Source organism: Pseudomonas sp. MT3, from assembly GCF_054720805.1.
In genome coordinates, this window is sequence record NZ_JBTVPY010000010.1 from 103,962 (window position 1) to 117,570 (window position 13,609).

Below are 13,609 nucleotides of genomic sequence, written 5' to 3' on the forward strand. Positions count from 1 at the left end.
AACGTCTCCTCTCAAGGGATCCCACTCAGCGCCCAGGTGACGCCGCAGAGAATCAACACGAACAACGAGCAATCGAACAACGCTTCGTGCCAGATCCAGCGGCCGAAGGGCGTAGCCTGCAGCAGCAGGCGCAGTACCACGGTCAGGCCCAGGGCCAGCACGGCGTAGATGAACAGCGGGCTGAGGTAGACACCGCCCCAGCCGACCTCATGCAGGCCCATGCGATTCCTCCAGTCGACACCACTGCCGCCAAGTGTGGCGCAATTGCGCCAGGGCGGCGCGGGCCAGGCGATTGGGTTCGCTGTCGCCCTGGCGATCACGCGCCAGGGCCTGTTCCAGCGGTTCGCAGAGCGATTCCAGGCGCTGCTCGCGGCCGATGCCCGGCCCTTGCTCCAGCACGCTGGCAAGCGCGCCGAGGAACTGGTCGCGCGACTTGCGCAGCACACCCTGGGCGCCATTGAGACAGGCGCGCATGTGGATCAGCTCGTTGCCCAGGTCCAGCGCCAGCAGGCCGTCCTGCCAGCGCCGCTGCTCGGCTTTCGGCAGCAGGGTGTAGTGCCGCGCGAGGCGAATCAGGCGGTCGGCCATGCGGCCACCGAACCAGTTCTCCGCCTCCGCGATCGGCCGCCGGGTCAGCCGCCCGAGATCGACACAGGTGGCCTGGATCAGGCGGCGGTTCAGCCAGTCCGCCGGCAGGGTCAACAGGCGGAACACCACGACCGCGAAGCCCACGCCGATGACGATGCCCTGTGCGGAATTGAGCAGGCTGGCCAGGTCGTACTTCATCACATTGCTCGGCGCCACCAGGGTGATGAAGTGGATCGAGAACGACGTGGCGGTGCCGGCCAATGCCGGCGTGGCCATGCCCAGCAAGGCGAAGAACAGCGGCACGCCCAGGGCCATGCAGAGCAAGGGGAAGCCATTCCATTGCGGCAGCAGCCACTGGGTGACCACCGCGGCGGCGGGTATCGCATAGAGAATGCCGCGCAGGAAGCCCAGGCCAATGGCAACGGCGTTGTCGCGGTTGGCGAACAGGCTGCAGATCACCGCCGCCAGCAGCATTCCACCGGTGGCGGCGGGCCATGCGGTGGCCATCCAGAAGGCCGACATGCCGAGCAGCGCCAGGGCACTGCGCAATCCGTAGAACAGCGCCATCAGCCCATCGCGGTGCCAGGACAGCGTACCGGTCGTTCGCTCATCCACCGCGCCCGAAGCAACCGAGCGCATGGTGTGCTCGGCGTCCACGGCCTTGCGCAGCAACAGGGCACAGCGGGTCAGGCAGTAGCGCAGGTCATTGGACCGGGTGTCGTCGGTGCCCGCCTGCTCCAGCCGCGCGCCCAGCATCTTCATCGGCTCGACCTGCGGGTCCTGCAACAGCGCTTGCAGTTCATCGATCCAGGGTTGCAGCCGCGCCTTGTCGCCCTCGTCCAGCACGCTGCGCTGGCGGGCCACGCCACGTGCAGTGCGCAACAGGCTGAGCAGATCGCGGGACAGGATGCGCAGCGCCCGCGACCGCATGCGCCCGCGATACCCCTCGAACCAGGCGTGGTCGCGCTGCACGTCCACCTCGACGATCTTGCCCAGCGCCTGCAGCAGGCCCCTGATTTCCCGCGCATCGGCGTCGATTTCGCTGCGTGCGGCCTGCATCCCGGCAAGCCAGGTGGCCCGCGCCTGCTTGTCCAGGTTGGCCTCGACCCGGCGCGGCCAGAGGATGGCGCTGACCGCCGAGGCGCAGAGGATGCCCAGGCAGATTTCCGTGGAACGCGCCACGGCCTGGTCGAACACCCCCAGCGGATGGCTGATCGCCGGCAGGCCGATGATCGCCACCGTATAGCCCGAGAGCACGAAGGCATAGGACATGTGGTTGCGCAGGGTCGTCGAAGCGGCGGTACACAGGCCGAGCCACACCGATACGGCCAGCAGGAAAAGCCAGGGGGTCTGGGCGAACAAGGCCATGATGACCACCGACATGGCGGTGCCGGCCAGCGTGCCGATCAGGCGGAACAGCCCCTTGGCCACTACCATGCCCGACAACGGCTGGGACACGATGAACACCGTCATCAGCGCCCACTGTGGCTGCTCGAGGTCGAAACGGAAGGCGCACCAAAGCGCCAGGCCGCCAGCCAGGAGGGTCTTGATCGCGAACTTCAGCGCCAGCGTATCCGGCGCAAGAAATGCCTGTAGCGTAGGTCGCACGCAGTCTCTCGAAAGGCTTCGGATCTATCGCTTAAAGATAGCCCGCAACGGGAATGGCACTATCGCTGCCCGGATATTATTAGCAAGCTAACAATATGTCATTCCGACTTTCGCGCAGGCAAAAAAAACGGGCGACCTAAGTCGCCCGAAGTGCCTTGCGTGCTCTGTGTATCTGGAAGGTCAACCGCGCTTGTGCGAGTCCTTCCAGATGAAATATCCGACCCCGCCGAAGAACAGAACCATGAGTCCTACGGTAACGATGCCTGCGAGAACCACTTCGTCGATGAACATGATGCTGGCCTCCTATTTGCCTACATCGTCTGGGGATGTGTGCAGATTACCGGCGGCCGGACAGGGCAAATTGACCTGGATCAATGGTCGACAAGGCGCTTTCCGGCGAGGGCCGGAGCACTGACGCAGGTCAACTTAGCGAAAGGGGTAGGTGCGGCGGGAAGCCGCGCGAGACGGTGTTTCTGACGAAAAAGGGGTGGGTAGGGGCAGGAAAAATCAGCGTTTCTTCGGCTTGCTCTTGCCCTTCTTGCGCGCCTTGCTCAGCGGCAGCGCGTTCTCGAAGGCCTTGCGCACGTCCTGCAAACGCTTTTCGTGCACGTCGTGGATGCGCTTGTCGCGCTCGGAGGCGAAGTCGATCAGTTTTTCGTCATTGCTCATGGCAGGGCATGCACCAGGCGGAAAGTCAGATTCAGGCGCGGCGCGACCGCATGGCGCGTCTTGGCGACCTGATGTTGCCAATAATGCTGCGTCGCGCCGGACATGACCAGCAGCGAACCGCCGGACAGCTCGATGGAATGTTCGATTGTGTGTCGCCCCTTGCGCCGCAGGTCGAAGCGCCGCGCGCCACCGAGATTCAATGACGCCACCACCGGGTTGCGGCCCAGTGCCGGTTCGTCGTCGCTGTGCCAGCCCATCGAATCCTGGCCGTCGCGGTAGTAGTTGAGCAGCACGCCGTTGAAGCGCTGCCCGGCCGCCTCTTCCACCCGTGCGCGGATCTCCGTCAGCAGCGGCGTCCAGGGTAGCGGCACGTGGGTCAGGCCGGAGTAGGCATAGAAAGCCTCGGGATCGCCGTACCAGTTGACCAGCCGCGGCACCGGGTAGTCGCGCCCGTGCAGGCGCACGCATGGCTGCTCCCAGGGCGTCTCGGCGACCAGTTGTTCGAACCACTGAGCAGCACGCCGCGGCGGGCACCAGTCGGACAGCAGGCGCAACTCGGCATCGGGCAAGTGAATGGGGGCATCGTCGAACAGCATGCGGGACTCGGCGTGATCGGGAACTCGTCCAGCTTACCCCGGGCCGGGGCGTCAGACCTCGATATCGATCCACAGGCCCTTGCGCGGAGCATCCCGCACTTCGCCCAGCTCCTCGACCTGCTCCAACTCTTCCAGCGCCTCGCCCTCCGGCGTGCCATCGCTGGGCTGGCGGCGTTTGCGGCGGCGCTGGTATTCCTCTTCCAGCACCTCTTCGTCGGGACGACGCTCCAGGCCCACGCCGGCGTTGCCCGCGCTGGGGGCAGGCGGGCTCACCGGGGCGACATCCGGTCGCGGCCTGGGCACGTCCTGCTGGGCGGTGACCGGTGCCAGACTGTGGGGAATGGGCGGCAGCATGCGGAAAAGTCCCGTCGGAGGTCCTCTGGTCAGGCTATCGGCGGCTCCGCTACAGACTTGAGCCCGGCTCGCTACACTTTCGTACATTTGCGGCAAGTCCAGCGGGAGCCCCCGACGCCCAGCGCCTCCCTCCCGGCAGGCCCGACCTTTCGGACGACCGGCACCGTCTTCGGCCATCGCTGAATGCCACACGTTCCGGTACCATAGCCGGCTTTTTTTGGGAGGTGATCATGGCGCAGTATCAACCCGGTCAACGCTGGATCAGCGACAGTGAAGCGGAACTCGGGCTGGGGACCATCCTGGCGCTGGACGGCCGCCTGCTCACGGTGCTCTATCCCGCCACCGGTGATACCCGCCAGTACGCCGAGCGCAACGCGCCGCTGACCCGCGTGCGCTTCGCCCCGGGCGACGAGATCACCCATTTCGAAGGCTGGAAGATGACCGTCCGCGAAGTGGACGAGGTCGACGGCCTGCTGATCTACCACGGCATCACCGCACAGAACGACCAGCACACCGTGCCGGAGACCCAGCTGTCGAACTTCATCCAGTTCCGCCTGGCCAGCGATCGGCTGTTCGCCGGGCAGATCGACCCGATGTCCTGGTTCGGCCTGCGCTACCACACCCTGGAACACCGCACCCGCCTGCTGCAATCTTCCCTCTGGGGCCTGGGCGGCGCCCGCGCGCAACCCATCGCCCACCAGTTGCACATCGCCCGCGAAGTCGCCGACCGCATGGCGCCGCGCGTCCTGCTGGCCGACGAAGTGGGCCTGGGCAAGACCATCGAAGCGGGCCTGGTGATCCACCGCCAACTGCTCTCCGGCCGCGCCAGCCGCGTGCTGATCCTGGTGCCGGAAAACCTGCAGCACCAGTGGCTGGTGGAAATGCGCCGGCGCTTCAACCTGGAAGTCGCCCTGTTCGACCGCGAACGTTTCGTCGAGAGCGATGCCAGCAATCCCTTCGAAGACACCCAGCTGGCCCTGGTGGCGCTGGAGTGGCTGCGCGAGGACGAGCGTGCGCAGGACGCCCTGTTCGCCGCCGGCTGGGACCTGCTGGTCGTGGACGAAGCCCACCACCTGGTCTGGCACCCGGAGCAGGCCAGCCGCGAATACCAGTTGGTCGAACAACTGTCGCAGGTCATCCCCGGCGTACTGCTGCTCACCGCGACCCCGGAACAGCTGGGCCTGGACAGCCACTTCGCCCGTCTGCGCCTGCTCGACCCGGACCGTTTCCACGACCTGGAAGCCTTCCGCGCCGAAAGCGGCCAGTACCGTCCGGTCGCCGAGGCCGTGCAGGAGCTGATCGACCACGGCCGCCTCTCCCCCACCGCCCGCGAGGCCATCCACGGCTTCCTCGGCAGCGCCGGCGACGAACTGCTGGCCAGCGTCGAGAGCGGCAACGAAGACGCCCGTGCCCGCCTGGTCCGTGAGCTGCTCGACCGCCACGGTACCGGCCGCGTGCTGTTCCGCAACACTCGCGCCGCCGTGCAGGGCTTCCCGGAGCGTCAGTTGCACCCCTACGTGCTGGCCAACCCGATCGAGTACATGGAACTGCCCATCGGCGAGCACCCGGATCTGTACCCGGAAGTCAGCTTCCAGGCCCAGGTCGAGGACGCCGACGAGAACGCCCGCTGGTGGCGCTTCGACCCGCGCGTCGAGTGGCTGATCGACACCCTGAAGATGCTCAAGCAGTACAAGGTGCTGGTGATCTGCGCCCACGCCGAGACCGCGCTGGACCTGGAAGACGCTCTGCGTCTGAAGTCCGGCATCCCGGCCACCGTGTTCCACGAAGGCATGAGCATCCTCGAACGCGACCGCGCCGCCGCCTACTTCGCCGATGAAGAGTTCGGCGCCCAGGTGCTGATCTGCTCGGAAATCGGCAGCGAAGGCCGCAACTTCCAGTTCGCCCATCACCTGGTGCTGTTCGACCTGCCGGCCCACCCGGACCAGTTGGAACAGCGCATCGGCCGTCTCGACCGCATCGGCCAGAAGCACACCATCCAGATCCACGTCCCGCACCTGGAAAACAGCCCGCAGGAACGCCTGTTCCAGTGGTACCACCAGGCGCTGAACGCGTTCCTCAACACCTGCCCTACCGGCAACGCCCTGCAGCACCGCTTCGGCCCGCGCCTGGTGGAACTGCTGGACGGCGGCGACGACGACGCCTTCGCTGCCCTGCTGGCCGAAGGCATCGCCGCCCGCGAGGCGCTGGAAGCCGAGATGCACAGCGGCCGCGACCGCCTGCTGGAGCTGAACTCCGGCGGCGCCGGCGAAGGCGAGGCGCTGGTGGAAGCAATCGATGAGCAGGACGACCAGTTCGCCCTGCCGATCTACATGGAGAAGCTGTTCGATACCTACGGCATCCACAGCGAGGACCATTCCGAGAACGCGCTGATCCTGCGTCCGAGCGAGAAGATGCTGGACGCCAGCTTCCCGCTGGGCGACGACGAAGGCGTCACCATCACCTACGACCGCGTCCAGGCGCTGGCCCGCGAAGACATGCAGTTCCTCACCTGGGAGCACCCGATGGTGCAGGGCGGCATGGACCTGGTGCTGTCCGGCTCGCTGGGCAACACATCGGTGGCGCTGATCAAGAACAAGGCGCTCAAGCCCGGCACCGTGCTGCTGGAGCTGCTGTTCGTCAGCGAAGCCGTGGCGCCGCGCAAACTCCAGCTCGGCCGCTTCCTGCCGCCGGTGGCGCTGCGCTGCCTGATGGACGCCAACGGCAACGACCTGTCCGCCCGCGTGTCCTTCGAAACCCTCAACGACCAGTTGGAAAGCGTGCCGCGCGCCAGCGCCAACAAGTTCGTGCAGGCCCAGCGCGACGTGCTGGCCAAGCAGTTCGCCGTGGCCGAAACCAAGATCGCACCGCGCCACGCCGAGCGCGTGGAACAGGCCCGCCAGCAGTTGACCGCCACCCTGGACGAGGAACTGGCCCGTCTGACCGCGCTCAAGGCCGTCAACCCCAGCGTGCGCGACAGCGAACTGGAAGCCCTGCGCAAGCAGCGCGACGACAGCCTGTCGATGCTGGATAAAGCCTCGCTGCGCCTGGAGGCGATCCGCGTTCTGGTGGCTGGCTGATCCGGATACCGAGCAACGCGCAATGAAGAAGCCGCCACGGGGTGACCTGTGGCGGTTTTTTTCATGGGGCGGGCTTTGTTCGCGAGCAAGCTCGCTCCTACGAAACGCAGGCACGCCCGCAACCTGTATGCTCGCGAACCCGCCCTGGCAACGTTCCGTCCACGGTTACACCGCTCTATTCCCGGCATTTTCAGACATACCGACTACCATTGACGCTGCGCAAGGGAATCTCGCCCTCGGAGGGATAGAGTTTTCTTACCAAGCCCACTGATTGAGGAACACATCATGTACGAGCGCATTCTGGTCGCGGTGGACGGCAGTCCGGTTTCCGACCGTGCCCTGGTGGAAGCAGCCAAGCTGGCCAAGCTGAGCGGCGGCGAGCTGCGTGTCATCACCATCGTCGACAGCCCGTTGCGGCACCTGCCCGACTACGCCGTGTACTACAACCCCGAGCCGCTGCGTGAAGCCGCGCTGAAGGCTGCCGATGACATCCTGGCCAAGGCCAGGGAGCATGTCGCCGACTTCCCGGTCAAGGCCGTGTTCGAGCGGGTCTGCCAGGAGCGCGCCAGCGAGGAGATCGCCGAACGCATCGAGATCGAGGCCGAAGCCTCGAAAGCCGATGTGATCGTCATGGGCACCCACGGCCGCCGTGGCGTACGCCGCCTGATGCTGGGCAGCGTGGCCGAAGGCCTGATCCGCGTCAGCAACCGCCCGGTGCTGCTGGTACGCGACAAGTAATTCCAGAACCGGAAAACACGAAGGCCCTGCGGCAGACGCCGCAGGGCCTTCTTTTTGCCGCTGTTCCCGTTTACTGGGAGACGGTCATGTTGCGTCGGCAGGAATGGAAGATGTCCAGGTCCAGCTGGTAGAGGCTGGTACGCACCTCATAGAGTCCGAGCACCGAGTGGAACAGGTTGTCATGGCTCAACTCATCGGCCTTGGCCTTGGTCTCCAGGCAGCCGCGATCGATACCCAGATCGCCCAGCGCGCCAGCGCCGAACCACATCACCATCGGCACATGAGTTTGCGCCTTCGGGGCGATGGCGTAGGGCGCGGCGTGCAGGTAGACGCCATTTTCACCCAGCGACTCGCCGTGGTCGGAGACATAGAGCATCGAGGTGTCGAAGCGGCCTTCGTTGCGCTTGAGCAGCTCCACCACCTTGGACAGGAAGAAGTCGGTGTAGAGGATGGTGTTGTCGTAGACGTTCACCAGTTCCTCGCTGCTGCAACTGCCCAGCTGGTTGGTGTGGCATACCGGCTTGAAGCGTTCCAGGGTCTTCGGATAGCGCTCGTAGTACTCCGGGCCGTGGCTGCCGTCGGCGTGCAGGACGATGATCGCGTTGCCCTTCAAGCCGTCGATATAGGCTTGCAGATCCTGCAGCAAGGCTTCGTCCAGGCAGTTCTTGCCATCGCAGAACGGACCGGCCTGGGTCTTGGGAATGTCGCGGTTCGGCACGCGCAGGCAGGTGCCCTTGCAGTCGCTGTTGTTGTCCAGCCAGAGCACGGACACCCCCACGCGCTGCAGAACGTCGAGCAGCCCCTGGTAGGTCTTGCCCTTCTTGTCGCTGTAGTCCTCGCGGGGGAACTTGGAGAACATGCAGGGCACCGACACGGCGGTGGAGGTGCCGCAGGAGCTGACGTTGGCGAAGTTGATGATGTCCAGCTTCGCCAGTTCCGGGTTGGTGTCGCGGGCGTAGCCGTTGAGGGAGAAATGATCGGCGCGAGCGGTTTCACCGACCACGAAGACCATCAGCGACTTCTTGCCGTCGGCGCGCACGCGCTGGGTCAGCACGGCATCCTCGCCGATCGGCTGTACCACCAGGTTTTCCTTGATGCCCAGGCGCTGCTTGGTGTACTTGCCCACTGCATAGATGTAGTTGGTCGGATTGATGAAGTGGGTCAGCTTGTCTTCCTGGCGGAACACCGGCGCGTAGGTGGAATAGAAGCTGCCCACCGAAACCGCCACCACCGCCAGGCACCCGGCGATCGCCAGGACCTTGTTCAGCAGTCCGCGGAAGAACGGGCGATAGCTCACCGGGGTCAGCCAGATGATCGCCGCCGGCAGTACGCCCAGCACCAGCAGGTAACCCACCATCCGCGCACTGAACAGCGCTGCGGCTTCGCCGGGATTGGTCTCGAACACGTTCTGCACCATCACCGTGTCGATGACCACGCCGTAGGCGTTCATGAAGTAGGCCGCGCCCGCGGAAACCAGTGCCACCAACGTGAGCGCCGGCTTGAGCAGCGGCCGGAACGACACCAGCGTCAGCAGCAGGGTGAAGGCCGCCCAGAGGAAGAAGGCGAAGGAAAGAAAGAACGCAGCGCCCTTGATGCCTTCCAGCGGCACCAGGTTGTTCAGCGCCTTCCAGGTCGCGACGTTGTAGAACAACACCAGGGCCAGGGAAAACAGCATGACCAGCCGCGTCGAACTGATCTGCGGGAAGAGGCGGCGCTTGCCCTCGGCCATCGAGTGCACTCCTTGAGCGTCAATAATCGGGTTGGAAACGTCAACGGCCGAGCCTCCCGGCCGGCGGCGATACTCTAGCCGGAAGTTAGTCAAAAAAATGTCAATTTGGCGATTCCATCCCTGCCCGGAAGAAAGAGATGAGACGCCATCGCCAACGGGCTCGACCGTACGTCGGCGACAGCCCTCCGCCCCGTCGGAAAGGCCATCCACGCCTTGCAGGGCGATGGTCGCCTCCTAGACTGACATCAAAGTGATATCGAACCGTGCCCCGACCACGTCCCGACATCAGGAGCTCCCGGCTATGGAATGGCAGAAGGACGCCGTACCCGACGCGGTGCTGCTGGAGTGCACACACAATTCCGGCCTGGTGCTGCTTTCCATCCTGATTGCCTGCGTCGCCAGTTTCGTCGCCTTGAGCATCGCCAGCCGGATGATCCGTACGCCCCGCCACGCCCACCGCTGGCAGTGGGTGGGCGGCATTTGCCTGGGTAGCGGCATCTGGTCGATGCATTTCGTCGCCATGCTCGCCTTCCGCCCGGCGGTGCCGGTGCACTTCAGCGGCGGGCTGACCCTCCTCTCGCTGTTCATCGCCATCGGCACCTCGGTGGTCGCGATGCGCCTGCTCGTCCAGGCCGGGCTCAGCCCCCTGCAACACCTGCTGGCCGCCTGCTGCATCGGCGCGAGCATCGCCGGCATGCACTACACCGGAATGGCCGCCATCCAGGCGCCACCGGCGCAGCATTACGACCCGCCCCTGGTGGCGCTGTCGGTCCTGCTGGCGATCCTGGTGGCCTATGCCGCCCTGGTGCTGACGCCCGTCCTCAACCGGCAGCCTGCGCAGCGCCAATGGATCTACCAGGTCGCCGCCAGCCTGTTGCTCGGCAGCGCCATCGCCGGCATGCACTTCACCGGTATGGCGGCGCTGACCCTGACGCTACCCAGCTGGGTGGTGCCGGGCGAAGACCCCACCCAAGGCAACGCCATCCAGCTCGGCCTGATGGTCGGCCTGCTGGCGCTGGCGGTGGTGCTCGCCGGGCTCTGGGCCGCCTGGATCGAGGAAAGCCTGGAGAGCAAGGAAAGCGAACTGCACCGGGTCAATGCCCTGCTCAGCCAGCTCGATCACGCCAATGCCTCGCTGCAGCAACTCGCGCGCTTCGACGGACTCACCGGCCTGCACAACCGCACGGCGCTGAACGAGGAGTTCGCCCTGCGCCTGGAGCGCAACCGCAAGCAGGGCCAGGGCATGGCGGTGATCCTGCTGGACCTGGACCACTTCAAGCGGGTCAACGACTCCCTCGGCCACGCCGCCGGCGACGAACTGCTGTGCATCGTCTCCGGGCGCATCCGCAGCGCCTTGCGCGGCTCCGACCTGCTGGCCCGGTTCGGCGGCGACGAGTTCTGCATCCTCGCCGACCTGGGCGAGGACCACGAAGCGCGCATTCTCGCCCAACGCCTGATGCAGCGCATGAAGGAGCCGATCACCACCGCCGGGCGCAGCCTGGTGATGACCCTGAGCGTCGGCATCAGCCTGTTCCCCAACGACGGCGAACAGGCCGAGGAACTGCTCAAGCACGCCGACCTCGCCCTTTATCAATCCAAGGGCAACGGACGCAACGTCACCCACTTCTTCAGCCCGCACCTGAAGACCAAGGCCACCCAGGAGCTGCAGCTGGAAGAGGAACTGCGCAAGGCGCTGTGGGACGACGAACTGGTGCTCTATTACCAGCCGATCCTGCGCCTCGACCACGGCGGGGTGGAACAGGTGGAAGCCCTGGTGCGCTGGAAGCACCCGACCCACGGCCTGCTGGCGCCGGACCGCTTCATCAACCTGGCCGTGGCCAACGGCCTGATCGGCGCGCTGGACGCCTGGGTCCTGCGCCATGCCTGCAAGGACCTGCGCCGCCTGCACGACCTGGGATTTGCCGACCTGCGGGTGGCGGTGAACTGCTGCGCCAGCAACCTGGGCCGCGACAGCCTGGTGGAAGAAGTGCAGCGCACCCTGGACGACGCCGGACTGCCCGCCCGTTACCTGGAGCTGGAAGTCACCGAAAACGCGGTGATGGCCAACATCGACCAGGCCATCCCGTTGCTCAGTCGCCTGCGTGAACTGGGTGTTAGCCTGTCGATCGACGACTTCGGCACCGGCTATTCGTCACTGTCGTACCTGCGCCGGCTGCCACTGGATGCGCTGAAGGTGGACCGTTCCTTCATCTGCGACGTGCCACAATCCCTGCGTGACAGCGAGATCGCCCAGGCAATCGTCGCCATGGCGCAGAAGCTGCACTTGAAGGTGATCGCCGAAGGCGTCGAGCACCCGCAGCAGTTGGCCTTCCTGCGCGACAACCACTGCGAGCTGGCGCAGGGCTACCTGTTCAGCCGACCGCTGCCCTTCTCCGCGCTGGTGGAGTTTCTCGACGCCTACCACGAGGGCAGCGATTCGGCCCTGCTACGCAACCAGGCCTGAATCAGAAGTCAAACTGGCCTGCACGCCAGCGCGGCAGCCAGCGCAACGAGTCGGCGGTGGTGCCGGTGGGGCGGTACTCGGCGCCCAGCCAGCCGTCGTAGCCGACATCGTCGAGCACCTGCAGCGGTACCTCGAACTCCATCTCGCCGGAGCCCGGCTCGCCGCGCTCGGGGTAGTCGGCGAACTGCACGTGGCCGATCTGGCCCATCAGCGCATAGATGCAATCCACCAGTTCCAGGCCCATGCGCGCCATGTGGTAGAGGTCCAGCTGCGCGCGCAGGTTCTCCCGCGCCACGCGCTCTAGCATGTCCTGCAGGTGCTCCGGGGTGTTGAGCAGGAAGCCCTTCATGTCGTGGCAGTTGATGGCCTCCATCAGCACGTCGGTGCCGCTGCCGGCGAAGGCATCGCAGGTCGCGCGCAGACGCTCCGCCAGGGTCTGCAGGGCGACCTCGCGGTCCAGCCCCTCGACCAGCCGCCCAGCCAGCACGTTCACGTGCTGCGGCTTGACGATGCGCGCATAGTCCAGCGCCTGGGCCAGCGCCGCATCGAACTCCGCCGCGCGCTCCGCTACCGCCGCCAGGCCCGCGCCACCCTGCATCAGGTCGCCAGCGGGCAGGTTGATCAGCACCAGCGGCAGGCCGGCGGCGTCCAGCGCGGCTTTCAGATCCTGCGCGGGCACGTCATAAGGGAACTGGATCTCCACGCCCTCGAAGCCGGCCTTGGCGGCGGCGTCGATACGCTGCAGCAGCGGGACTTCGGTGAACAGCAGGGACAGGTTGGCGCAGAGTTTCATGCTCGGGATTCCTTCGACTGACGGTATTGCTCGACCAGGGTAGCCGGGTCGCGTTCGAGATTGCCCTGGCTGCCATGCAGGCGCATCAGCTGCGCGGCAAGGCCGCTCATGGGCGTGGCCGAGCCTTCCTCGCGGGACAGCCTGACGGCGGTATCCAGGTCCTTGAGCAGCGTGCGCACGTGCCACTTCACCGGTTCGAAGCGGCTCTCGGCCATCTGCGGGGCCAGGATCTGCAGGGGCCTGGAATCGGCGAAGCCGCCGGCCAGCGCCGGGGCGATCAGGCTCGCGTCGACACCGGACTTCTCCGCCAGCGCCACCACCTCGGCGATCACCAGCGCGTTGCAGGCGACGATCATCTGGTTGCACACCTTGGTCACCTGCCCGGCGCCGACATCTCCCATGCGCGTCAGGCGCTGGCCCAGATTGGCCAGGATCGTCCGCACGCGTTCGATGTCCTCGACCCGACCGCCGGCCATGATCGCCAGGGTGCCGGCTTCCGCGCCCGGCGTGCCGCCCGAGACCGGCGCGTCGACCCAGCGCATGCCGGTGCGCGCTTCCAGTTCCACCGCCATTTCGCGGGTGGCGGCCGGCTCCAGGCTGGAGAAGTCCACCAGCACCTGCCCGGCACGGGCGCCCTCGACGATGCCGCCGGCGCCGAATACCACCTCGCGCACGGCGGCGGTGTCTGCCAGGCACAGCATCACCACTTCGGCCTCGGCACACAGCTGCGCCGGCGTCTCCACGGCCCTGGCGCCCTCCCCGGCGAGCAGCTCACGCTTGCCGGCGGAACGGTTCCACACGGTCAGCGGAAAACCGGCGGCGAGCAGCCGGCGGGACATGGGCACGCCCATCAGGCCGAGGCCGGCGAAGGCAATGGAAGGCAAGGCAGCAGACATGGGTCACTCCTGTCAGGCAAAATAGCGGGCACGGGGGCGGCCATCTTAACCCCCGCGAGGCCCGAGGCCGAGCCTGCCGGCAGTGCGTGTACCCAAG

Annotated in this window: 12 protein-coding genes; 3 read left to right on the plus strand and 9 right to left on the minus strand. The window is 66.1% G+C overall.

Going from position 1 to position 13,609, the window contains the following annotated elements; translation table 11 throughout:
• Window positions 1-11: 11 nt before the first annotated feature.
• From ACYCAX_RS12440 to ACYCAX_RS12465, 6 genes are all read right to left on the minus strand, one after another.
• Window positions 12-221 (minus strand): DUF1656 domain-containing protein, encoded by a 210-nt coding sequence (locus ACYCAX_RS12440; protein WP_015478368.1) that lies wholly within the window; start codon window positions 219-221, stop codon window positions 12-14.
• On the minus strand, window positions 208-2,196 hold the full coding sequence (locus tag ACYCAX_RS12445) for an FUSC family protein (protein WP_294978959.1): 1,989 nt from the start codon (window positions 2,194-2,196) through the stop codon (window positions 208-210). The genes ACYCAX_RS12440 and ACYCAX_RS12445 overlap by 14 nt, the downstream gene beginning before the upstream one ends.
• 180 nt (window positions 2,197-2,376) lie before the next feature.
• Window positions 2,377-2,487 carry a cytochrome c oxidase subunit CcoM gene (gene ccoM / locus ACYCAX_RS12450; protein ID WP_015478370.1) on the minus strand — a complete coding sequence of 37 codons (111 nt, stop codon included), beginning with the start codon at window positions 2,485-2,487 and terminating at the stop codon, window positions 2,377-2,379.
• 216 nt (window positions 2,488-2,703) lie between these two features.
• On the minus strand, window positions 2,704-2,865 hold the full coding sequence (locus tag ACYCAX_RS12455) for a hypothetical protein (RefSeq protein ID WP_015478371.1): 162 nt from the start codon (window positions 2,863-2,865) through the stop codon (window positions 2,704-2,706).
• Window positions 2,862-3,461, minus strand: a complete 600-nt coding sequence (locus tag ACYCAX_RS12460) for an alpha-ketoglutarate-dependent dioxygenase AlkB family protein (protein WP_015478372.1) — start codon at window positions 3,459-3,461, stop codon at window positions 2,862-2,864. Before ACYCAX_RS12460 ends, ACYCAX_RS12455 begins: the two co-directional genes overlap by 4 nt.
• A 51-nt stretch (window positions 3,462-3,512) precedes the next feature.
• Window positions 3,513-3,815, minus strand: coding sequence for a hypothetical protein (locus ACYCAX_RS12465; RefSeq protein ID WP_015478373.1), 303 nt, complete (start codon window positions 3,813-3,815; stop codon window positions 3,513-3,515).
• Between the two features lie 224 nt (window positions 3,816-4,039).
• Between ACYCAX_RS12465 and rapA the strand changes: the two genes are divergently transcribed.
• Complete coding sequence (rapA, locus tag ACYCAX_RS12470; RefSeq protein ID WP_177324588.1) at window positions 4,040-6,892, plus strand: RNA polymerase-associated protein RapA; 2,853 nt, start codon at window positions 4,040-4,042, stop codon at window positions 6,890-6,892.
• A gap of 285 nt (window positions 6,893-7,177) precedes the next feature.
• Window positions 7,178-7,630 carry a universal stress protein gene (locus ACYCAX_RS12475; protein ID WP_015478375.1) on the plus strand — a complete coding sequence of 151 codons (453 nt, stop codon included), beginning with the start codon at window positions 7,178-7,180 and terminating at the stop codon, window positions 7,628-7,630.
• A gap of 70 nt (window positions 7,631-7,700) precedes the next feature.
• Here the strand turns inward: ACYCAX_RS12475 and ACYCAX_RS12480 are convergent, their stop codons facing one another.
• Window positions 7,701-9,359: a phosphoethanolamine transferase gene (locus tag ACYCAX_RS12480; protein ID WP_460248141.1), complete on the minus strand. Its 1,659-nt coding sequence runs from the start codon at window positions 9,357-9,359 to the stop codon at window positions 7,701-7,703.
• Window positions 9,360-9,660: 301 nt separating this feature from the next.
• On the opposite strand from ACYCAX_RS12480, the gene ACYCAX_RS12485 reads away from it, so the two are divergent.
• Complete coding sequence (locus ACYCAX_RS12485) at window positions 9,661-11,823, plus strand: putative bifunctional diguanylate cyclase/phosphodiesterase (protein ID WP_460248142.1); 2,163 nt, start codon at window positions 9,661-9,663, stop codon at window positions 11,821-11,823.
• A 1-nt stretch (window position 11,824) separates the two neighbouring features.
• Here ACYCAX_RS12485 and ACYCAX_RS12490 read toward each other — a convergent pair whose 3' ends face one another.
• Together ACYCAX_RS12490 and ACYCAX_RS12495 are read right to left on the minus strand one after the other, a co-directional pair.
• Window positions 11,825-12,616, minus strand: coding sequence for a hydroxypyruvate isomerase family protein (locus ACYCAX_RS12490; protein WP_460248143.1), 792 nt, complete (start codon window positions 12,614-12,616; stop codon window positions 11,825-11,827).
• Entirely contained in the window at window positions 12,613-13,512 is a 900-nt protein-coding gene (locus tag ACYCAX_RS12495; RefSeq protein WP_460248144.1) for an NAD(P)-dependent oxidoreductase, read from the minus strand. The genes ACYCAX_RS12490 and ACYCAX_RS12495 overlap by 4 nt, the downstream gene beginning before the upstream one ends.
• Window positions 13,513-13,609 lie beyond the last annotated feature (97 nt).